The 21,195-nt window shown below is 44.8% G+C and carries 19 protein-coding genes and 1 other annotated feature; of the genes, 11 read left to right on the forward strand and 8 right to left on the reverse strand.

Translation table 11 applies throughout. The features are described from left to right. Position 1: 1 nt before the first annotated feature. Positions 2 to 1,567: an anthranilate synthase component 1 gene (locus HW45_RS16035; RefSeq protein ID WP_038228139.1), complete on the reverse strand. Its 1,566-nt coding sequence runs from the start codon at positions 1,565 to 1,567 to the stop codon at positions 2 to 4. Positions 1,568 to 1,693: 126 nt separating this feature from the next. Continuing rightward, positions 1,694 to 1,796 (reverse strand) — a sequence feature (Trp leader region). 135 nt (positions 1,797 to 1,931) lie between these two features. Between HW45_RS16035 and rnm the strand changes: the two genes are divergently transcribed. The 3 genes from rnm to rluB all read left to right on the forward strand — a co-directional run bounded on the left by rnm (position 1,932) and on the right by rluB (position 4,589). Further along, on the forward strand, positions 1,932 to 2,825 hold the full coding sequence (gene rnm, locus HW45_RS16040) for an RNase RNM (RefSeq protein WP_038228142.1): 894 nt from the start codon (positions 1,932 to 1,934) through the stop codon (positions 2,823 to 2,825). A gap of 71 nt (positions 2,826 to 2,896) precedes the next feature. After that, positions 2,897 to 3,517, forward strand: a complete 621-nt coding sequence (locus HW45_RS16045; RefSeq protein WP_006073866.1) for an L-threonylcarbamoyladenylate synthase — start codon at positions 2,897 to 2,899, stop codon at positions 3,515 to 3,517. Between the two features lie 139 nt (positions 3,518 to 3,656). Next, positions 3,657 to 4,589 (forward strand): 23S rRNA pseudouridine(2605) synthase RluB, encoded by a 933-nt coding sequence (rluB, locus tag HW45_RS16050; protein ID WP_006073868.1) that lies wholly within the window; start codon positions 3,657 to 3,659, stop codon positions 4,587 to 4,589. A gap of 97 nt (positions 4,590 to 4,686) precedes the next feature. Here rluB and HW45_RS16055 read toward each other — a convergent pair whose 3' ends face one another. The 6 genes from HW45_RS16055 to pspF all read right to left on the reverse strand — a co-directional run bounded on the left by HW45_RS16055 (position 4,687) and on the right by pspF (position 11,080). Further along, a complete protein-coding gene (locus HW45_RS16055) occupies positions 4,687 to 5,472 on the reverse strand; it encodes a peptide ABC transporter ATP-binding protein (protein ID WP_006073870.1) in 786 nt (261 codons plus the stop codon). Continuing rightward, positions 5,469 to 6,464: a peptide ABC transporter ATP-binding protein gene (locus HW45_RS16060; RefSeq protein ID WP_006073871.1), complete on the reverse strand. Its 996-nt coding sequence runs from the start codon at positions 6,462 to 6,464 to the stop codon at positions 5,469 to 5,471. Before HW45_RS16060 ends, HW45_RS16055 begins: the two co-directional genes overlap by 4 nt. Continuing rightward, positions 6,464 to 7,351 (reverse strand): ABC transporter permease subunit, encoded by an 888-nt coding sequence (locus HW45_RS16065; RefSeq protein ID WP_006073874.1) that lies wholly within the window; start codon positions 7,349 to 7,351, stop codon positions 6,464 to 6,466. The genes HW45_RS16060 and HW45_RS16065 overlap by 1 nt, the downstream gene beginning before the upstream one ends. Next, positions 7,338 to 8,300 (reverse strand): ABC transporter permease, encoded by a 963-nt coding sequence (locus tag HW45_RS16070; protein ID WP_038228144.1) that lies wholly within the window; start codon positions 8,298 to 8,300, stop codon positions 7,338 to 7,340. Before HW45_RS16070 ends, HW45_RS16065 begins: the two co-directional genes overlap by 14 nt. Next, positions 8,301 to 9,920, reverse strand: coding sequence for an ABC transporter substrate-binding protein (locus HW45_RS16075; RefSeq protein WP_038228146.1), 1,620 nt, complete (start codon positions 9,918 to 9,920; stop codon positions 8,301 to 8,303). A gap of 140 nt (positions 9,921 to 10,060) precedes the next feature. Continuing rightward, on the reverse strand, positions 10,061 to 11,080 hold the full coding sequence (gene pspF, locus HW45_RS16080) for a phage shock protein operon transcriptional activator (protein WP_038228148.1): 1,020 nt from the start codon (positions 11,078 to 11,080) through the stop codon (positions 10,061 to 10,063). 190 nt (positions 11,081 to 11,270) lie between these two features. On the opposite strand from pspF, the gene pspA reads away from it, so the two are divergent. From pspA to pspC, 3 genes are read left to right on the forward strand one after another with little or no spacing between them, the layout of a single operon-like run. Further along, entirely contained in the window at positions 11,271 to 11,939 is a 669-nt protein-coding gene (gene pspA / locus HW45_RS16085; RefSeq protein WP_038228150.1) for a phage shock protein PspA, read from the forward strand. Between the two features lie 19 nt (positions 11,940 to 11,958). Beyond that, entirely contained in the window at positions 11,959 to 12,195 is a 237-nt protein-coding gene (gene pspB / locus HW45_RS16090) for an envelope stress response membrane protein PspB (RefSeq protein WP_038228152.1), read from the forward strand. Further along, positions 12,155 to 12,574: an envelope stress response membrane protein PspC gene (gene pspC, locus HW45_RS16095; protein WP_171388743.1), complete on the forward strand. Its 420-nt coding sequence runs from the start codon at positions 12,155 to 12,157 to the stop codon at positions 12,572 to 12,574. The genes pspB and pspC overlap by 41 nt, the downstream gene beginning before the upstream one ends. 82 nt (positions 12,575 to 12,656) lie before the next feature. Here pspC and HW45_RS16100 read toward each other — a convergent pair whose 3' ends face one another. Further along, entirely contained in the window at positions 12,657 to 13,553 is an 897-nt protein-coding gene (locus HW45_RS16100; protein ID WP_038228156.1) for a LysR substrate-binding domain-containing protein, read from the reverse strand. Positions 13,554 to 13,655: 102 nt separating this feature from the next. Between HW45_RS16100 and HW45_RS16105 the strand changes: the two genes are divergently transcribed. The 5 genes from HW45_RS16105 (at position 13,656) to HW45_RS16125 (ending at position 21,154) form a co-directional block, all read left to right on the forward strand. Next, the gene (locus HW45_RS16105) at positions 13,656 to 14,981 is read left to right on the forward strand and encodes a 6-phospho-beta-glucosidase (protein WP_038228158.1); all 1,326 of its coding nucleotides are present in this window, start codon (positions 13,656 to 13,658) and stop codon (positions 14,979 to 14,981) included. Between the two features lie 21 nt (positions 14,982 to 15,002). After that, positions 15,003 to 15,770 (forward strand): carbohydrate deacetylase, encoded by a 768-nt coding sequence (locus HW45_RS16110; RefSeq protein WP_038228160.1) that lies wholly within the window; start codon positions 15,003 to 15,005, stop codon positions 15,768 to 15,770. 167 nt (positions 15,771 to 15,937) lie between these two features. Further along, entirely contained in the window at positions 15,938 to 16,972 is a 1,035-nt protein-coding gene (locus HW45_RS16115) for an efflux RND transporter periplasmic adaptor subunit (RefSeq protein WP_038228161.1), read from the forward strand. A 1-nt stretch (position 16,973) separates the two neighbouring features. Continuing rightward, positions 16,974 to 18,050, forward strand: coding sequence for an efflux RND transporter periplasmic adaptor subunit (locus tag HW45_RS16120; protein ID WP_038222853.1), 1,077 nt, complete (start codon positions 16,974 to 16,976; stop codon positions 18,048 to 18,050). Beyond that, positions 18,050 to 21,154: an efflux RND transporter permease subunit gene (locus HW45_RS16125; protein ID WP_038228162.1), complete on the forward strand. Its 3,105-nt coding sequence runs from the start codon at positions 18,050 to 18,052 to the stop codon at positions 21,152 to 21,154. Before HW45_RS16120 ends, HW45_RS16125 begins: the two co-directional genes overlap by 1 nt. Positions 21,155 to 21,195: the final 41 nt, after the last annotated feature.

A 21,195-nucleotide genomic window follows, 5' to 3' on the forward strand; every position in this document is an offset into this window, starting at 1 on the left:
ATTACCCCTTGTGCGCCGTTTTGATAGCAGAAATAACAGCTTGTGCTTTGCCTCGTGTTTCGTCTGCCTCAGACTGCGGGTCGGAATCAAATACAACACCTGCGCCGGCTTGAACCTGAGCAACACCATCCTCCACATAGGCGGAGCGGATTACGATACACGTATCAAGATCACCAGCACCATTCATGTAACCAACTGCTCCACCATAGCTACCGCGTGTTTGTCCTTCAAATTGACGAATGAGCTGCATCGCACGAATCTTTGGTGCGCCTGTAAGTGTTCCCATGTTCATACATGCTTGATAGCCATGAAGGGCATCAAGATCACCACGGAGCTGACCAACAACACGGGACACTAAATGCATGACGTGGCTATAACGGTCGGTTTGAAGCAGATCGGCGACATGCCTAGTGCCGGGTTCTGCGATACGCGCAACATCGTTACGAGCTAAGTCGACCAGCATCATGTGCTCAGCGTTCTCTTTCATATCACTACGCAGTTCCAGTTCAATGCGGCTGTCTAGATCTTTGTTGATGGAGCCATCGGTATTTTTACCGCGACGTCGTGTGCCAGCAATAGGGTAAATTTCAATTTGATTGGAGTCAGAACCGTACTTAAGTGCGCTTTCTGGTGATGCTCCGAATAGGGTGAATAATTCGTCCTGCATGTAGAACATGTATGGACTTGGGTTGCTTTGCTTCAGCTCTTTGTATGCTGCAAGCGGAGAAGGGCATGGCAGAGTGAAACGGCGTGATGGAACGACTTGGAAAATGTCTCCACGAACGACGTACTCTTTTAAATCTCTTACTATCTGGCAGAAATCTTCATCAGAGATACTGACGCTCTCTTCGATACCTTCAACTTTCTTCGCCTCTGGAACAAGTTTTAGGTCATCGCATTGCTGACTGATTTGTAGAATCCTTCCTCGGATACGAGCTAATTCATCTTCATCATGATTGAACAACGTTGTATGCAAGTCGCAGGATTCTTTTTGGTGGTCAACAACAAGTAGACTCTCTGCAACGTAAAATACGAAGTCTGGACATTGGTTTGATTGTTTAGCATCACCTAGTGGTTCGAAGTTGGCAACGATGTCATAAGCGAAAAGCCCACCCATAAATAATGCATTTTTATCTTGGTCTGTCAGGTCGAAACTGTGTTGTACAAGACGAAGTGCATCAAAAGAAGAGGCTTCACGAAGTCTAGAATCTTCGTCAAGCGTATCATCAGGCATCTCAAACTGAACGACCAACTCACGTTCTTGTAGGGTAAATTCAATGCCTTCAGCAAGATTCTGAGCAATGATATTGAGCAAGTTAACGCCGTTTGTGGTTAAGGCTTCGTAGCGAACTTTGTGACCCTCACAAACAATTCTTACCGCTGAATCAACGATAAGCAGACTTTGGAGATCTTGTTTAGAGTCAATCTCAGCAGACTCAAGCAACAGACTGTCTGTTTTGTTTTCACATAGCGTATGAAACAGTCGAGTCGGATCTTGGGTATAAGGTACTTGCAATGACAGTACTTCCAAACGACCTTGCTTTTTGATGGTAATGGCTTTGTTCACAAAACCTCCTCTAAATTCTTTGAATCTGCTTTTGCAACAATCTTGATACATACTCGCATAATTAAAACGTTTGCCCAACGTTGAATAGGTTCAATTTGTTGCTTAATTAATCAGTTAAATCGAAAAACAAAAAAGCCCACTCGTTTGAGTGGGCTTTAATCAAATTAGGTTTTGATTATGCACGCAAAAAAGCCCACTCGGATTGTGTCCAAGTGCGCCACCAACCTTGTAGAGAATTAACCATACGGTTTAAAGGTTTTTTGATTGTATGAATATCTAGTAACATACGTGCTTAACTCAAATAATGTATCTGCGTACTAGTTAACTAGTTCGTGGTGCGAAAGTCAACCGAAATTGTGAAAAAATGAAGATAGATTTACATAGCCATACCACAGCCTCAGATGGCCGACTATCGGTTGCCGAACTTTTAGACAGAGCAATTGGTTTTGATGTCAAGGTTCTTGCCATTACTGACCATGATACTTTGGATGCGATTCCCGAAGCGCTTGAATTTATTGAGCAACAATCACTGCCGATTGAGTTGGTTAATGGCATTGAAATCTCGACCGTCTGGCAGAACAAAGACATTCATATTGTGGGGCTAGGCGTGTCACTTGATTCTCCTGAACTGTTAGCGCTTATTGAAGCTCAGCAAGCAAGACGTGTTGAGCGCTCTGAACTCATTGCACATAGGTTGGAGAAGGCTACTCGTGAAGGCGTTCTAGAAGAAGTGAAGCTTATCGCGGGAGATGCACCAATCACTCGAGCACACTTTGCAAAGTGGTTGGTGGACAACGGCTATGCTAAAACCATGCAACAAGTGTTTAAGAAATATATGACGCGCAATAATACCGGTTATGTGCCGCCCAACTGGTGTTCAATGCAAGAAGCTGTTGCGGCGATTCATAGTGCGGGAGGAGTGGCAGTTCTCGCTCATCCAGGGCGCTACCAATTAACCGCAAAGTGGCTCAAGCGACTGATCGCTGCATTTTGTGAGGCTAACGGTGATGCAATGGAAGTAGCACAGCCACAACAAAGTCTTCAAGAAAGACGCAACCTTGCCGATTATGCGATACAATACAATCTATTAGCTTCACAAGGGTCGGATTTCCATTACCCGTCACCTTGGATGGAGTTAGGCAGGAATTTATGGCTTCCATCTGGAGTAGAACCAGTATGGGACCAATTATCATTAAAGACAGCAACCTCTCTGGACAACGCTACACTAGATAGTGGGGATGCTGCACGCAGTAGTTAAGAGATCGCTCTTGAAGTCGAACAACATGGAAGGTTGTACCGAGAGCATCCTAAAAGCTTGAAGGAATAACAATGAGTCAATTTTTTTATGTACACCCAGAAAACCCACAAGCACGCTTGATCAATCAGGCTGTTGCCATTGTTCGAAATGGTGGTGTGATTATTTATCCAACCGATTCTGGTTATGCATTGGGGTGTCAGCTTGAGAACAAACAGGCGCTAGAGCGTATCTGTCAAATTCGTCGTTTAGATGACAAACACAACTTCACGTTACTATGTCGAGATTTGTCTGAGCTATCTCTCTATGCTCGAGTAGACAACACCGCTTTCCGTTTGTTGAAGAACAATACTCCTGGCCCTTATACTTTTATTTTTAAAGGGACTAAAGAAGTTCCTCGTCGTTTGATGAATCCTAAACGTAAGACAATAGGTATTCGTGTTCCTGACAACCAAATCGCTTTGGATCTGTTAGAAGCTTTAGGCGAGCCTTTAATGTCAACGTCATTGATTTTACCGGGCAACGAAGTGACAGAATCGGATCCAGAAGAGATTCGCGACCAACTGGAACATGCTGTTGACTGTATATTGAATGGTGGTTATTTGGGTGAGCAACCAACCACAGTTATCGACTTCAGCGATGATGAAGCGAAGGTCCTAAGAACCGGGGCTGGTGACCCAACGCCATTCCAATAATAGGTCAATGTTTTCTTACTAATAAAGGTAAGAAACTTGGTGCGTCTAACAGAATTCTTTGCGATAATGTGCGACCGCGATTTTTAAGGTCGCATTATCTGGTTTCGACGTCTGTGAAGACGACATTATAGGTAGGTAAATGAGCGAAAAATTACAAAAGGTGCTTGCTCGCGCAGGCCATGGTTCACGCCGTGAACTTGAAGCCCTAATTAAATCTGGGCGCGTGAGTGTTAATGGTCAGGTAGCAAGACTGGGTGAACGTCTAGAAGACGAAAATGCGGTTATCCGTATTGATGGTCATACTGTTTCCGCCAAAGCACAAGAAGAAGTGGTTTGTCGAGTGCTGGCCTATTATAAGCCGGAAGGTGAGCTGTGTACTCGTCACGATCCTGAGGGTCGTCGCACAGTATTTGATCGCCTACCTAAGATCCGTGGTTCGCGCTGGATTTCAGTTGGTCGTCTTGATGCCAACACATCAGGTCTACTTCTTTTCACTACTGATGGTGAGCTAGCAAACCGTCTAATGCACCCAAGCCGTCAGGTTGAACGTGAGTACTTGGTACGTGTATTTGGTGAAATTAACGAGAAGAAAGTTCGCAATGTGGTGAACGGCGTAGAACTTGAAGACGGTATGGCTCGTTTCGAAGATGTAGTTTATGCCGGTGGTGAAGGTATGAACCATACTTTCTACGTAGTTATCAACGAAGGTCGTAACCGTGAAGTTCGCCGCCTTTGGGAATCACAAGAAACGACAGTTAGCCGCCTGAAACGTGTTCGCTATGGTGACATCTATCTAGATAAGAAACTGCCACGTGGCGGATGGATGGAGCTGACACTGAAAGAAGTGAACTATCTTCGTGAGCTTGTTGAATTACGTCCTGAAAAAGAAACCATGCTAGACCTTAGCCAGAACACGTCACGTCAACGTGAACGTTCTCGTAGCCAGAAAATTCGTCGTGCGGTACGCCGTCATGAAGAGCGTGCTAACGCACCTAAAGGTCGCAGCAACCAGCAACGTCGCAACAAAAAGTCTGCTGGCGAGCAAAGCGCTCGTTCTAAGACTCGACGCTAAGCGTTCCAGTTAGCAAAAAGCCAGCTCAAACAGCTGGCTTTTTTTCGTCTTAAGAACGCGTATCTTATAACGGTGCAAAGTCTTACCTACACAACTTCTACCTGTGCATTGGGGTTTTACGGAAATGGCTTTCCACCATACGCTGAGTCACAATATGTTGTGGGTTGGTCATGATCTCGTTCGTGTTGCCATATTCCACTACATCGCCTTCGTGCATCACCATGACCTTGTCGGTAATATGTTTGATGATGCCTAAGTGTTGTGACACGTAAACGAAGGCAACCCCCATCTCTTCTTGAAGCTCTAAGAATAGGTTAATAATTTGCGAGCGCATCGCCATATCAAGCCCGTTAAGTGCTTCATCTGCGACAATAATGGAAGGTTGAAGAATCAAAGCACGAGCAAGGCAGACACGCTGTTTTTGACCGGTTGCCAGCATCTGAGGGTAGAAGTAGGCGTGCTCTGGAAGTAAACCGACGCGAACCAAAGTATCTTTTACTCGTCGCATACGCGCTTCTGGAGGCATATTGGTATTCCGTTTTAGCGGGCCTTCCAAAATACGACCAATCTGGATTCTTGGATTCAAAGACGTGTTTGGGTCTTGAAAGATCATGCGAATCAGTTTGCAACGGGTGGAGTAATCTTCGTGTTCAAGTAAATCGCCATTGACTCGAATTTCTCCCGCGGTTGGTTCAACTACACCCGCAAGCATACGAGCTAGTGTGGATTTACCAGAGCCATTCTTGCCAATAAAACCGATAGTTTGCCCAGCCTCTAGGTCAAAACTCACCGGTTTGACTGCGTGCTGAACTTTCTTCTTAAATAGCTTAGATCGAGTTACAAAGTCTTTTTTTAATCCGGAGACTTCTAACAACGCGCTCATGCTTTTTTCTCCGTATTAAGAGGGAAGTGACAACTGTATTTATGATTCTTAATGCGTTTAGCGCTAGGGATTTCCACACATTGTCTTTGCGCATAGGGGCAACGAGGCCCAAGGCGACAGCCAATCGGTAAGTGCTGCAATGGTGGAATAGAACCTGGTAAAGATTGCAGTTTCTCTTTGTGTGGAATCCAATCGCCAAAATCCGGCATTGCCTTGAGCAGCGCCACTGTATAGGGATGCTTGGGTTTTGCGAGTAGTTTTGCAGTATCAGCCGATTCGACCGATTGACCACAGTACATCACTGTAATTCGAGTCGCCCACTGAGTAATGGTCGTTAAGTCATGACCAATCAGAATGATGGTGGTGTTATTTAACTGATTCATACGACTTAAAAGACGCAATATTTGCGATTGAGTAATTGGATCCAAGTCGTTGGTTGGTTCATCGGCAATTAGCAGCTTTGGCTTGGTTGCAATTGCCATAGCGATCATGATTTTCTGACATTCGCCATCAGTGAGCTCGTAGGGGTAGCTGTTCATGATACGGGTATGGTCTTTAATGCCAACCTTATGAAGTAACGCGATAGCTTGCTTTTTACGCCACTTAAATCGCTCCCACCATTTACCTTCAAAGGAACGAGAAGGGATCGACTCTATAAGCTGCTTGCCCACTTCGTCAGACGGGTCTAGACAGGTTGAAGGTTCCTGGAAGATCATTGCCACATCGCGAGCAATAACACGTCTGCGCTCACGAGGCGTGAGTTGTAGTAGATCGATATTACCTAACCGCATTCTATCGGCAGTCACGCGCCAGTTGTCCTTACAGACACCAACAATGGCTTTGGCAACAAGACTTTTTCCTGAACCGGATTCGCCAACCAAACCTCGAATTTCACCTTCATTAATGGTGAAGCTCATGCGATCCACCGCTTTGACGAGACCTTGTGGTGTCTCGATTTCGATGGTTAAGTGTCGAATATCTAAAACTGGCATTATTCGATCCCCGCGTTTAGTGCGCTGCGCACACCTTCACCAACAATATTCACCACGACAACGGTAAACAGAATAGCTAAACCTGGAAGGATAACGGTCCATGGTGCTAAATAGAGCAACTCGGCGGCATCACCTAACACTGCTCCCCATTCGCTGCTTGGGGCTTGTGCGCCAAGGCCAAGGAAACCAAGTGCGGTAATGTCTAAAATGGCGATGGATAATGCAAATGTTACTTCGGCTGCAATGACCGTTAGTATATTAGGCAATATAGAGTTCCACAGCAGATAAAAGTCGTTCGCACCGTCTAAACGAGCAGCCATGATGTAGTCTTTTTCAACTTCGGTATGAACCGCAACATAGATTGAGCGAATGAATCTAGGAATGAGCGCTAAACATATTGCTAGTAGAATGTTGAACTCACCGGGACCTAAAAAAGCTACGAAAATGATCGCTAGTAGTAGCGATGGGATAGACATTACGGTATCGAGAAGGTGGTTCAGCGTACTCGAGAGCAGGCCACGTGTCATTCCTGCTAATATACCAATCAAGCATCCTACTGCTGCTGCAATCGCGGTAATGATAATTGCTGCGCCAAAAGATAGGCGAGAGCCATCGATAATGCGTGACAAAATATCGCGACCTAAGTCGTCAGTTCCAAAGAAGAAATCGACGGTACCTTGAGGATCCCAAGATGGTGGGATCAACAAATAGGAGCTCTGCGCCATTGGGTCGTAGGGAGTGATAAATGGCGATGCAATAGTGATGATAATGACAAAGACCAAACACCAAAGGCCAAACATTGATAGGCTATTCGAGCGGTAACTACGCCAGAATCGCTCAAGCTGAGTAGGAATGCGCTCTTCTTGGTAGACGTTATCTGACAGCATACCATTCCTTCCTTACTAGAGGGTTGACCATCGCACCCAACAAATCTGACAAAATGCTTGCTGCTAAGACGATAGAAGCCACGACCAAGACGCCTGCTTGAATTGATGCGTAATCCTGATTGGAGAGCGCATCCAGCAGCCAACGTCCAATACCCGGCCAGTTAAAAATAGACTCGGTCATAATGGCAAGTGTGATCATACTTGAGAGCTGAACTCCAAGTTTAGGAATAATAGGTGGAATGGCATTACGTAGCACATGCTCAATGACGATTTCATAATTCGACAAACCTTTAATTCGAGCAGCTCGAATGTAGTTTTGTCCCATTACTTCGGTTACTGAAGTACGCATCATACGGATAACTTGCATTGTTGGTGAGAGTGCGAGCACTAAACACGGCAAAATCATATGTTCAATAACGCTTTGTAACGCCTCTTTGCGATAAGGTGCGTCCGACAGCAGAGCATCAATGAGTGCAAACCCTGTGACATGATCAATTTCATAAAGTAGGTCATAGCGTCCTGCAACAGGGAACCATTGATAATTCAGCGAGAAGTACATAATCATCAATAACGCAATCCAGAATAAGGGGGCGGCATAACCCACCATGGATGAGAACGAAATGATGTTATCCAACCATTTACCCTGTCTCATACCCGCGATGGTGCCAGCTGGAATACCTACAAACACAGATATCATAAACGCGGCAAAACACAGCTCTAGAGTTGCAGGAAGTACAGCTGAAAGCTCTTGGGTAATGGGTACACCAGCTTTAGTCAGTCCAAAATCTAGACGAGACAATTGAGCGACATAATCAAGCCAGCCAGGGAAAAACGCTTGAGTAGTCCAGAAAGAATCAGGGTCAAGTCTGACTAAGCTATAGCCGACGAAAGTCAGGATCAATAACGTAATGACAAATAGATTTAGTCTGCGGACAGAATACCAAAACATCTACTTCAACCTCACAACTTGATCAAACGGTTGGGCGTTGAATGGACTGGTTCTAAAACCTGTCAGGCTATCGCTATGTGCTTGATATTTTTGACCGTGTGCAATAGGCAACACAGGAACTTCCTCATTCAAAATGTTTTGTGCTTGTCGATATAGATTGAGTCGATATCTTGGTTGACTCACTTCAAGCGCCAGATCTAACAGAAAGTCGAAGTCATCATTACACCACATAGATAGATTCAAACCTTCACGTTTTGACGTGCAAGATAACAAAGGACGTAAGTAGTTATCTGGGTCGCCAGTATTTCCCACCCAACCTGTGAGCAGTAGATCAACGGACTCAATATTCGATAGCTCTTGGCGATCGACTCGATCATCGGTGAGTAGGTTAAGGGTAATCCCTACATCGGCTAAGTTAGCTTGGATAAGTTCTGCCGTTTTACGTGGACTCGGGTTGTAGACTCGTGGCTCAAGAGGTACCGCCATAGTGAGCTCCAGACCTTTCTCATAGCCAGCCTCTTTTAGCAGCGCCATTGAATAATTACGGTCGTAGCGAATTTGAGTAGCATCTTTCTGGTGTGCCCAAGAACTTGGTGGAAGAAGGCTATAAGCTTTCTCTCCGGTGCCAAAATAAACCGCTTCGAGAATGTTGTCGCGGTTGATCGCGAGATTCAGGGCTTTACGAACTCTGGGGTCACTAAGTGCTTTATGCTGAGTATTGATAGCCACAAAAGCCACGTTCATGGCTGGTTTGGCTTGTAGAACGATGGACTCTTCATTCAATATCACAGGGATTTGACTCGAAATAGGCGAGTTCAGGACATCGCACTCATTTCTTAATAGTTTAGCTAAGGCGCCAGCTCCGCGATGAGAGATATCAAATACGACTTGTTCCATATCTACTTTGCTACGCCAGTAGTTTTCGTGACGCTTTAGGCGAACTAAATCTGCGACTTGGTATTCGTCTAGGTAGAAAGGCCCGGTACCAACAGGGTAAATATCAATATCGAGTTTATGATCGGAAAAGACGAGTTGATCAGCATATTCAGCAGAATAGATTGGTGCGTGTGCCGTCGAAATGTTGGAAAGGAACGAGTTGTCTGGCCTCGATAGAGTAAACTTGACCGTATTGTCATCCAATGCTTCAACTTTCTCGACCAAATTTGCGAAGTCAATGCCTGCGAACCACGGATAGACACTGCCGCCTACGTCGTGGAACGGATTGTTAGGGTCGATAATACGCGTGAAGCTAAATACAACATCGTCCGCATTCATTGGACGTGTGGGAGTAAACCATTCAGTGGTTTGGAACTCTACACCTTTGCGCAGAGTGAACGTGTACTCTGTGCCTTCCTCGTTAACTTGCCAAGATTTTGCTAAGTTTGGAACGGGTTGGTGAGTGCCTGGGTTTAGCGTCAGTAGCGTATCGAATAACTGCGGCGCAATGGATTCGACAGTGATGCCACCGTCTACTAATTGCGGGTTAAAAGTACTAGGACGACCTTGGTCGCAATAGACGAATCCGTCTTGTCTAACTTTCGAGTGATCGACTTTTTCTTCGCAACCTGTCAATAGGATGAGACCGCAAAGTCCAAGCGATAAATTGATTAATGCCTTCATAAACACGCTACATTCATTTTAGCGAACGTAATATCTGTATTGAGATCAGGGTAATTTACCACTAAATCGTCAGCTAAACCAATAATCACAAGTACTTATCGTGCAATTGGTTAAAAAGTGTGGCAACTGTCTGACCCTGCTCAAACCAGTTTATACTTTCGCACTAAACCTCTTAGCTGATCATAGCTCAAGCTTAGCAGCTTAGCAGCACCGCGTTGATTGTATTGAGCTTGCTTAAGTGCTTCATTAATCAACTTTATATTTTGTTCATCCTGCCATGTTTTAAAATCGAGTGGAAAGGTAAACGCTTCTTCAGTTGAAGGTTGAGAGGACTGAGACTCTTGTTCAGAAGGCTTCTCACTATGTTCCGCTCTCATTGATGGGAGTGCACCGAATTGACCTTCAAATGGATTGAATATTAATGACTCAATGGGCTGTTCATTGGTCCGTTGTTGATACACAGCACGCTCAACTACGTTTTTTAATTCACGAATGTTACCTGGCCAAGGGTAGTCAGCCATGCTTTGCCAAGCTTGTTCGGTGAACCCAACAAAGAACGGTAGACCCAACTCTCGACACATTTTTATCGCAAAGAACTCGGCTAATAGTGGAATATCTTCGGGACGATGGCGCAGAGGCGGCAGATGGATCACGTCAAATGCCAGCCTATCAAGAAGGTCAGGACGGAACTTTCCTTGCTCTGCGAGTTTTGGTAAATCTTCGTTGGTGGCACAAACCAGTCGAACGTCTGCTTCCAACGCTTTTGCTCCGCCTACACGCTCATACTGCCCGTATTCAATCACTCTAAGGAGCTTCTCTTGCACAGATAAAGGGGTAGTAGCGAGCTCATCTAAGAACAGTGTGCCATTTTCTGCTCGCTCGAATCGTCCTTGGTGACGACCTTTTGCGCCGGTAAAAGCGCCAGATTCATGCCCGAACAGCTCAGAGTCGATTAGCCCTTCACTCAAGGTTGAACAATTAAGAGAAACCAAAGGTTGATCCCAACGTTTAGACAAGTAGTGTAAACGCTGAGCAATCAGTTCTTTACCTGTACCACGCTCACCGATAACCAGTACAGGACGGTCAATGGGAGCGAGCCGAGATACTTTATCGAGTACAGCTAGAAAAGCTGGAGATTCGCCAATTAAGTTTTGCGCCATAGTGAGTCCTCTAGGTTGGTAAATATTACCAATAGTTGGCTAGAGTCATCATAGCATGTCAATCTGATTAAGCGAGTGTAATATCTATCTTATTGAATATTATGGGTTTAACAAATTGGCACGTTAATTGGATTAGCTGTAGCAACGATTCAGAGTTCATTGGCGAGCTCATCCAATTAGGAGAAGTAGTATGGGTATTTTTTCTCGTTTTGCAGATATTGTAAATTCAAACGTGAGCGCTTTACTTGATAAGGCAGAAGATCCAGAGAAAATGATTCGTCTGATCATTCAAGAAATGGAAGATACATTAGTTGAAGTTCGCACTAACTCAGCAAAAGCGATTGCCGACAAAAAAGAGTTAGCTCGCAAAGTGAAAGTGATTGAAGAGCAAATTATAGAGTGGCAGCAAAAAGCGACACTTGCGTTAACAAAAAAGCGTGAAGATTTAGCGCGAGCAGCACTGATTGAAAAGCAGAAGCTTGAAAATGTGGTGAAAGGGCTGCACGATGAGCAAATTTTGGTGGAAGAAACCATCGACAAGCTCACTAATGAAATTGCTAAATTAGAAGCCAAAATTACCGAGACACGTGCGAAGCAGCAGGCACTGATCATCCGTTCGGAAGCAGCAAGTAATCGTCGTGATGTGCAGAAGCACTTGCATACCAGCCGCACTCATGAAGCGATGGCGAAGTTTGAACAATACTCTCGCAAAATTGATGAACTAGAAGCGGAAGCGGATCTGTATTCGAAAACAGGTAACGCGAAGTCTTTAGATCAAGAGTTTGCTGAGCTGCAAGCACAGGACGAAATTGATAAAGAGCTCGCTAAGCTTAAAGAGCAAATGAATAACGAAAAATAATGCGGATTAGGAGAAAAGTATGTCGTCATTTTTAATTGCGGGTCCACTAATTGTCTTTTTGATTTTTGTTGCACCGCTGTGGCTTTTTCTCCACTACCGCAGCAAGCGTAAATCAGAGAGTGGTCTGTCGCAGCAAAACTTCCAAAAGCTGCAATCGCTGTCTCAACGTGCAGAGAAAATGCAGCTACGTGTGGATAACCTAGAGCGAATTCTGGATGCGGAATCCCCAAACTGGAGGCAAACCTATGACTCATAGAGAGCTGTATAAAGATCCGGTCAATGGTAAGCTGACAGGGGTGTGCGCAGGTTTAGCCAATTATTTCGGTATTGAAGTTTGGCTGATACGAATTCTTGTAATTTCGGCGGCGCTGTTAGGGGGGAGCTTTTTAGTCTTGTTGGCGTACGTAGCAATGAGCTTGATGCTAGAAAAGCAGCCTGACAACTTTGTTGAAGCCATGAAAACCAAGAAAGAACACTCATTGAAGAGTAAACCTTGGCAACAAGGGCAAAACGCGAAAGACTTGCTGAATACGCTAGAGCGCGATTTTGACTCGATGGAGCATAAAGTGAGAGATATGGAAGCGTATGTCACGTCAGAGGCATACAAAGTAAATCGAGAGTTCAGTAAGCTTTAATATCTTATAGCGTAATGAATAAAGAGGTGCAGTGGCACCTCTTTTTTATATTTGCTGGAGAATAGATGAGAAACAGTTGTTGTTAATGCTTGTCGCGCAGTTGTTCTGTTAACCAGTTTGACAACGCTTGAAATTTTACCCGCTGTTCCATTCCTTTTGGGCAGACTAAATCATAGCCTTTACCTGATTCCACGCTGGCAAATGGAGCCACTAACTTTCCCTGCTTAATTAACGGTGCAATAAACTCCTTTCTGCCGAGAGCGACTCCCAAAGAGAGCTGGGCCGCATCTATGGCAATCCTGTTATCGCTATAATAGTCACACTTAACCTGGCAGTTGATGTTGAGCTGCATCTCATTGAGCCAGTGCTGCCAAGCAATGCTGTCGCTGTTGTGAATAAAACGCACGTCTTTTAGTTGAGAATCATCAAGATGCAGTTGGTGTTTTTCAGCGTACTCCGGGCTGCAAACCGGTATACGCTGACCAGCAAAGAGTCGCCGGCTGAAGTGGTTAGGATAAATACCTTCACTGTAAAAAATAGCAGCATCGTATGGTTCGAACTGAAAATCACTTTGATTCTGTTTGGTGTCCAGTTTGATGCTTAGATTCGGATATTGATGACGAAAATCCGGCAGTCTTGGCATTAACCACGATGATGCGAAATAGGGGGAGGTCGCGATGTATAGCTCACCCGTTAACTCACCTGTTTGGATGTCTGACAGTTCAGAAAATATAGATTCAAATGAGGTATTCAGAATACTGAAAACCCGCTGTCCTTCTGGGGTAAGTTCGAGTTTCCTCGTTTTCCTAATGAACAAGTTAAAGTTAAGCAGCGTTTCAAGCTTTTTAATGCGTTGGCTTACGCCTCCTTGAGTAAGAAATAATTCTTGTGCGGCGTGAGTGAAACTAAGATGTCGAGCCGCCACATTAAACGTATGCAAGAGTGATAACAACTGCTGTCGATTGTGGTTTAGATTCATGGATTACTCCGGCTAATGTATTGGTTCGATTTATTGGTTTGTTTAACGTTTTTCTTGATTATAAATTACATCACGTAATCTTAAATCGGAAGGGTAAACGTGATGAAGCAGACTAAAAAGCTAAAAGTAGTCGTAATTGGTGGTGGTTCGAGCTATACGCCAGAGTTGGTAGAAGGATTGTTGACTCGACACCAAGAGCTACCAATATCGGATCTTTGGTTAGTAGATATTGACGAAGGAATGGAGAAAGCAACGGTGATTGCTGATCTGACCAAAAGAATGATCGCCAAAGCCGAGTGCGACATTACCGTACACCTGACGACAAATCGTCAACAAGCTCTAGTTGATGCAGATTTCGTTTGTTCTCAATTTCGGGCGGGCCGGATTGAAGCCCGACTACGTGATGAGAGAATAGCGTTAAAATATCGAGTTATTGGGCAAGAGACTAATGGCCTTGGGGGATTCTCCAATGCGTGTCGAACGATCCCTATAGCGTTGGAAATTGCGAAGGAGATGGAAGCGCTATGTCCTAATGCATGGTTGCTTAATTTCACCAACCCTTCGGGTATGGTTACTGAAGCGCTGACTAAGTACTCGAAAATAAAAACCGTCGGACTGTGTAACGTCCCTGTGAATATGGAGCGAGGTGCTGCTGAAATGCTGGGTGTTGATCGTAAAGACATCACTATGCAAATCGCTGGACTGAATCACTTGGTGTGGGCTCGAAAAATTCTTCATGATGGCAAAGATAAGTGTGAAGAGGTCATCAATGAACTACTTGCTGGTAACGACCGAATGACGCCGAAGAACATCCCTCCGTTTAAATGGGATGAAGGTATCATTAAGAGTTTAGGTATGGTGCCTTGCGCATACCTTCGCTACTACTATCAATCGCGTGACATTCTCGATAAAGAGTATGCTGCTTCAGCGAGTAAGAGTAATCGAGCTGATCTAGTGGCAAAAGTAGAAGCTGAGCTGTTGGAAATCTATAAAGATCCTACGTTGGATACCAAGCCTAAACTGCTTGAAGAACGTGGTGGTGCTTACTACTCTGAAGCAGCCTGTGAACTGATGAGCAGCATTCACAACAACAAGCGTTCAATCATGCATGTGAATACTCGTAATAATGGTGCGATTCAAGGCTTGCCTGATGACTGTACGGTTGAGGTGAGCTCTATTATTACCAGTAGTGAGATTATTCCGTTAAACGTCGCGCCATTTGAAACCGGAACATTACGGCTAATTCAACTGATGAAAGAGTTCGAAACGTTAACGGTGGAAGCAGCAATCACGGGCGATATTAATCTTGCCAAACGTGCGCTCATGCTTAACCCAATTGTTGATAGTGGCCAACACATTGACGAAGCGCTAAGAGAAACGATTCGAGAGAATATAGGCTTTATGCCAGCGTTTACGCACTTCTTATAAGAATAATCTAGGTTAGTAGTTATGAAACTCATTTTGAACGCAGATGACTTTGGGCTGACTGAATCGGTGAACTTAGCGATAGCAGATTGCTTCCATGCTGGAATGGTGAAGTCGACGACGATTATGATGAATCAGCCTGCTGTAGAGCATGCCGCTGAATTGTATCGACGAGGGCTCATATCGGAGGTTGGCTTACACTTTACCGTTACCGCAGGTAGACCGATCTCAGATCCTGATCTTATCCCTAGCTTGGTGAATGATGACGGAGAATTCTTTGATAAGACGATACTGTTTAACAAATCAGATGTTTCGAGTGACGAGGTAGAAGTTGAGCTGAAGGCTCAGTACCGCGCTGCGTTAGATATGGGATTCAATATTAATCACATCGATAGTCATCATTTTGGAGGCGTCTATCGACCCCTAAAACAAGGTTTTACTCAAGCGGTGAACAAGGTTGGACTTCCTGTGCGGAGAATCGATAACATCATCCAAGGGCAAGAGTTGTTAGCTGTCCCTACACCGGATGTATTTGATATGGGGTTCTATGCTGAGGGAGCGACGATCGAACACTTAAAAGCGATGCTTCTTGCTTACCAAGAGCAAAAGCCGAGTGGTACGATAGAGCTCATGTGCCATCCCGCTCGAAAGGTTAGTGAGGAGCTTGCCGCACTCTCAAGTTACACCGACTCAAGGGTTGAAGAATGGCGAATTCTCACCAACTTAGAGATGTCATTGTGGTTGCAGCAACAAGGAATTGAGTGTGTCGGCTTTGATGCATTGAACGTATAAAATCATTTACGAAAATTCAATAGAGCAAGGTGAGGATATTCACCTTGCTCATTAGCTTGTGAAATTTAAGAAAATTAGCATAAATCTATTATTAATTAATGAGTTGCTGGCAAGGCACGATTCTCTCGACTATGTTTTAAAGTACATTAAGAACAAGGCAGTTGAGAATGAAGAGCAAGCTTTCCTTTTTGGTGATAGTCGCCAGTCTAATAAGTGGCTGTGGACAAGAACCACCGCCAATTCCTGAACCGGACTCTCGTCCAGCCAAACTGTTTAACGTCGCTGTTGGCAATAGTAAATTTGAGCGCACATTCCCTGCTACTTCAGAAGCGGGTGATAAAGCCGTTCTCGCTTTCCGTGTTCCCGGGCAATTAGAGCAAATAGTAGTGCGCGCAGGCCAGCCCGTTTCTAAGGGACAATTACTTGCTCAGCTCAATCCCGACGAATATCAATTATTAGAGAAGCAAGCCAAGGCGAACTTCCAATTGGCGGATGTTCAATATCAAAGGGCTCTTAAGTTACGCAAGGATAAAGTCGTGTCCGAACAAGACTTTGACCAAGCAAAGGCAAACATGAATTCCGCTCAAGCCAATTGGTCTCAAGCTAAGGCCAATTTACGCTATACCAAACTGCTTGCCCCGTATGACGGTACTATTTCCATAATCCCTGCAGACAATTACGAGTACATTCAAGCCAAAGAAGGGGTTATGAATATCCAATCGAATCAACTTATTAAGGTTATCTTTCAGCTGCCTGATCTATTGTTGAATCGATTCCAATCGAAAAATCAAGTAGATGCTTCCATGGTATTTGATGCTTATCCATCACGTGCATTCGAACTAACTTTTCAAGAAATTGATACTGAGGCTGACCCAAAGACGGGCAGTTACAAAGTGACCATGATCATGGAGAGACCGACAGACGTGGGGATCCTACCTGGAATGGCTGGTCAGGTAAGCGTAGTCACTCGCAGCACTGGCGCTACGGTAATCCCTCAATCGGCACTGTTTATGGAAGGGGATACTAAGTGCGTTTGGCGGGTTAGTGAACAAGGAATTGTCGAGAAAGTAGCAGTAGAGCTTAACGACAAGCGACAGGTTATTAGTGGACTAAACGATGGCGATCAAATAGTAGTTTCTGGGGTGCAAGGGATTGAACCAGGTATTAAGGTCCGTGAGTGGGTCAAGGAAAGAGGGCTTTGATATGCATAGTCGCTTAGTAAGTATTTTAGTTCTTGCTGCAATAATATCAGGCTGTAGCAAACCCGAAGTGGGAACGAGAGAGGAAGTTCCTAAAGTGAGAGTCACTGAAATTGGTAAAACCGAGCTGAAAAATAGTCTTTATTTTCCTGCTCTTGCTATGGCAGCGGATCGCTCTCACCTCAGCTTTAGAGTCGCTGGAGAAATCAGCTCTATCGATCTTAAAGAAGGTGATTTTGTGAAAAAAGGTGATGTGCTGGCAGTGCTTGAACCCACAGATTACCAATTGGCGGTAGACAATGCGCAAGCACGGTTTGGCGTCATTGACAGTCAATTTCGCCGCTCAAGTCCTTTGGTTAAAAAGGGACTATTAGCGCAATCACAATTCGATGAAATTGCAGCGCAAAGAGCCTATGCCAAAGCAGAACTTGAACTCGCTAAGTTGCGACTATCTTTTACAGAGCTTCTTGCTCCGGTAGATGGCGTAATATCGCGAGTGTCAGCAGAACAATTTGAGAACGTTCAAATCGGTCAGCAAGTGGTCAATATCCATAGCGTCGATGAAGTAGAGGTGATTGTTCAACTCCCTGACAGCTTTTCACTAAACCAACCTACGAACCGCGATTTGGCTAGCATTGAAACTCTCGTCCGCGTGCCTTCAGGTAATGAATATACCGCACGGCTTAAAGAGTTTACCACCGAGCCCGACCCTTCCCTGGGTACTTTTACAGCTACATTAGTGCTGCCGATGCCGAAAAACGAATACATTCTAGATGGTATGGCGGTGGACGTGACATCCAAAGCTAAAGATGTTGGTCTGAATCTGACTCGAGGGGTGAGTGTTCCAATAGAGGCTGTCTTTAATCAAGATGGCGATTCGCTCAATGACAATGAGAAATTCGTTTGGCTGCTAAATGAAGACAGTACGGTAACTAAACAGAAAGTGACGACGGGTAAAGTTTCTCAAACCACAATTCAAATAGTCGATGGCTTAGAGCAAACGCAACAGATAGTGATTGCTGGTATTGCAAGGCTCAGAGACGGCATTAAAGTGGAAGTACTCTCGCAGGAGGCGAAGTGATGAACCAAGAAAAACAACAATCATTGCCTCAATCGGATGACGAGGTTACGGGCGTTGCCGCGTATTTTATTCGCAATAAAGTCATCAGTTGGATGGTGTCGTTAATATTCCTGATAGGTGGGGTTTCTGCATTCTTTGGACTGGGTCGATTGGAAGACCCGGCATTTACGATAAAAGATGCGATGGTTGTGACCTCGTACCCTGGTGCGACGCCTCAACAAGTGGAAGAGGAAGTTACGTATCCGATAGAGAAAGCTATTCAGCAGCTCACTTATGTGGATGAGATCAACTCCATATCGAGTCGTGGTCTGTCTCAGATAACTGTGACTATGAAGAACAACTATGGCCCTGATGACTTACCTCAAATATGGGACGAACTTCGTCGTAAAGTAAATGACGTGAAAGGCTCGTTGCCTCCGGGGGTGAATGAGCCATCGGTAATTGATGACTTTGGTGATGTATATGGCGTGTTGTTTGCCTTAACGGGAGAAGGATACAACTACAAAGAACTTCTAGATTATGTCGACTATCTGCGACGTGAATTAGAACTGGTAGACGGAGTCAGTAAGGTCTCGGTAACAGGTGACCAACAAGAACAAGTATTTATTGAGATTTCGATAAAACGGATCAGCGCTCTTGGTATCGCACCAAGCACGATTTTCAATTTGCTTCAAACTCAGAACATTGTTTCCAACGCAGGTGCAACCCGAATTGGTGATGAATACATTCGTATTCAACCAACCGGAGAGTTTACTGATGTGTCGGAGCTCGGTGACCTCATCCTTACGGAAGGTGGAGCTCAAGGTCTGATCTTCTTGAAAGATGTCGCAGAGATAAAGCGAGGGTTTATCGAAGTCCCATCGAACATCATTACTTATAATGGCGATACTGCACTCAATGTAGGAATCTCGTTTGCTAGTGGAGTCAATGTAGTCGAAGTCGGTGACAGGTTATACAGACGATTGGCGGAGCTAAAATATCAACAGCCAGTTGGTATCGAAATCAACGAAGTTTACAGTCAACCAAAGGAAGTGGATAAATCAGTTCGTGGATTCGTAGTTAGCTTAGGGCAAGCCGTTGCCATTGTAATAGTGGTGTTGCTGTTCTTCATGGGGCTACGCTCGGGCTTATTGATTGGACTGATTTTACTGCTTACGGTCCTCGGGACTTTCATTTTCATGCAGTACATGGCTATTGATCTTCAAAGGATTTCTCTGGGAGCCCTAGTCATAGCGCTGGGTATGCTGGTGGATAATGCCATCGTGGTCGTCGAAGGGATATTAATAGGAACACAAAAAGGGAGGACTCGGCTTCAAGCCGCAACCGATATTGTGACGCAAACGAAATGGCCGTTGCTGGGAGCGACTGTGATTGCGGTTACTGCTTTTGCACCTATTGGCTTGTCAGAAGACTCAACAGGCGAATATTGCGGCACATTATTCTCCGTACTATTAATTTCACTCATGCTAAGTTGGTTCACTGCTATATCTCTTACGCCTTTCTTCGCCGATCTGTTTTTCCGAGGTATGAAGGTGAAGGAGGGAGAGGAAGGCAATGATCCTTATAACGGATTTGTTTTTGTTGCTTACCGAAAGTTCCTTGAGTTTTGTATGCATCGAGCTTGGTCGACGGTGATAGTATTAATTATGGCACTAGTGGCGGCCTTATATGGATTTACTCAAGTTAAACAGTCATTCTTTCCAGCCTCTACAACGCCTATGTTCCAAGTGGATGTTTGGTTGCCAGAAGGAACCGATATTAGAGCAACCAATACCAAGCTTAAAGCAATTGAAACTTGGATCTCTGAGCAACCAGAAGCTGACCATATCACGACAACGGCGGGTAAGGGGTTGCAGCGATTTATGCTGACTTATGCACCGGAAAAGAGTTATGCCGCTTATGGAGAAATTACCACTAGGGTCACTAGCTATGAGGCATTGCAGCCACTAATGGCTCGGTTCCGAGATTATCTAGACGCAACTTTTCCGGAGATAAACTACAAGCTTAAGCAAATTGAACTCGGCCCTGGAGGTGGTGCAAAGATTGAAGCGAGAATCATTGGCTCTGACCCGACGGTACTTAGGAGCATAGCGTCGCAAGTTATGGATATTTTGTATGCCGACCCGGGGGCTTACAACATTCGACACGATTGGCGCGAACGCACTAAAGTTCTTGAGCCAGTGTTTAATGAGAGTCAGGCTAGACGTTACGGCATTACAAAATCTGATGTAGATGATGTGCTAATGATGTCCTTCTCCGGTAAGTCTGTTGGTTTGTACCGAGATGGAACAACCTTGATGCCTATTGTGGCAAGGCTACCAGACGAAGAGCGAGTGGATATTCGTAACATTGAAGGGATGATGATTTGGAGTCCCGCACTGAGTGAGTTTATTCCATTCCAACAGGTCACACAGGGATATGATACTCGCTGGGAAGACCCGATCATTGTCCGCAAGAATCGCAAACGGATGCTGACGGTGATGGCAGATCCAGATCTACTGGGCGAAGAAACTGCTGCTACGCTCCAAAAGCGTATCCAGTCTAAAATTGAGGCGATAGACCTACCGCCAGGTTATTCATTAGAGTGGGGGGGAGAATATGAGTCTTCTGGGGACGCGCAAGAGTCTCTGTTCCAAACAATGCCTATGGGCTATCTGTTCATGTTCTTAATTACGATCTTCTTGTTTAATGCTGTGAAGGAAGCACTTATCGTCTGGCTAACTGTGCCTCTGGCCGTCATTGGTGTTACTACCGGACTACTTGCCTTAAATACCCCATTTGGTTTTATGGCATTATTGGGTTTTCTAAGTCTGTCCGGGATGTTATTAAAAAACGGTATCGTTTTACTTGACCAGATTGAGATAGAAATTAAAACCGGAAAAGAGCCGTATTTAGCGGTCGTTGATGCGGCGTTAAGTCGAGTGAGACCAGTGTGTATGGCAGCGATCACTACTATCTTGGGGATGATTCCGTTATTACCGGATATCTTTTTCAAGCCGATGGCGGTAACAATTATGTTTGGTTTAGGATTTGCGACTGTATTGACGTTAATTGTCGTTCCAGTGCTGTATCGTATCTTCCACAGAGTTATGGGAGCAGCGTAATGCTCCCAAATACCTCTATCCATTAAGGAGAAATGAATTCG

It is taken from the genome of Vibrio sp. ER1A (genome assembly GCF_000733315.1).
Lineage (GTDB): Bacteria > Pseudomonadota > Gammaproteobacteria > Enterobacterales > Vibrionaceae > Vibrio > Vibrio mediterranei.

What these genes read in the sequence shown, in the direction of transcription:
- HW45_RS16065 (WP_006073874.1), bottom strand. Translation starts at nt 7,351, where the DNA reads ATGCTGTCAGATAACGTCTACCAAGAAGAGCGCATTCCTACTCAGCTT.
- HW45_RS16075 (WP_038228146.1), bottom strand. Translation starts at nt 9,920, where the DNA reads ATGAAGGCATTAATCAATTTATCGCTTGGACTTTGCGGTCTCATCCTA.
- HW45_RS16055 (WP_006073870.1), bottom strand. Translation starts at nt 5,472, where the DNA reads ATGAGCGCGTTGTTAGAAGTCTCCGGATTAAAAAAAGACTTTGTAACT.
- pspA (WP_038228150.1), top strand. Translation starts at nt 11,271, where the DNA reads ATGGGTATTTTTTCTCGTTTTGCAGATATTGTAAATTCAAACGTGAGC.
- pspB (WP_038228152.1), top strand. Translation starts at nt 11,959, where the DNA reads ATGTCGTCATTTTTAATTGCGGGTCCACTAATTGTCTTTTTGATTTTT.
- pspF (WP_038228148.1), bottom strand. Translation starts at nt 11,080, where the DNA reads ATGGCGCAAAACTTAATTGGCGAATCTCCAGCTTTTCTAGCTGTACTC.
- HW45_RS16100 (WP_038228156.1), bottom strand. Translation starts at nt 13,553, where the DNA reads ATGAATCTAAACCACAATCGACAGCAGTTGTTATCACTCTTGCATACG.
- rnm (WP_038228142.1), top strand. Translation starts at nt 1,932, where the DNA reads ATGAAGATAGATTTACATAGCCATACCACAGCCTCAGATGGCCGACTA.
- pspC (WP_171388743.1), top strand. Translation starts at nt 12,155, where the DNA reads ATGCGGAATCCCCAAACTGGAGGCAAACCTATGACTCATAGAGAGCTG.
- HW45_RS16125 (WP_038228162.1), top strand. Translation starts at nt 18,050, where the DNA reads ATGAACCAAGAAAAACAACAATCATTGCCTCAATCGGATGACGAGGTT.
- HW45_RS16070 (WP_038228144.1), bottom strand. Translation starts at nt 8,300, where the DNA reads ATGTTTTGGTATTCTGTCCGCAGACTAAATCTATTTGTCATTACGTTA.
- HW45_RS16110 (WP_038228160.1), top strand. Translation starts at nt 15,003, where the DNA reads ATGAAACTCATTTTGAACGCAGATGACTTTGGGCTGACTGAATCGGTG.
- HW45_RS16060 (WP_006073871.1), bottom strand. Translation starts at nt 6,464, where the DNA reads ATGCCAGTTTTAGATATTCGACACTTAACCATCGAAATCGAGACACCA.
- HW45_RS16105 (WP_038228158.1), top strand. Translation starts at nt 13,656, where the DNA reads ATGAAGCAGACTAAAAAGCTAAAAGTAGTCGTAATTGGTGGTGGTTCG.
- HW45_RS16120 (WP_038222853.1), top strand. Translation starts at nt 16,974, where the DNA reads ATGCATAGTCGCTTAGTAAGTATTTTAGTTCTTGCTGCAATAATATCA.
- HW45_RS16045 (WP_006073866.1), top strand. Translation starts at nt 2,897, where the DNA reads ATGAGTCAATTTTTTTATGTACACCCAGAAAACCCACAAGCACGCTTG.
- HW45_RS16115 (WP_038228161.1), top strand. Translation starts at nt 15,938, where the DNA reads ATGAAGAGCAAGCTTTCCTTTTTGGTGATAGTCGCCAGTCTAATAAGT.
- rluB (WP_006073868.1), top strand. Translation starts at nt 3,657, where the DNA reads ATGAGCGAAAAATTACAAAAGGTGCTTGCTCGCGCAGGCCATGGTTCA.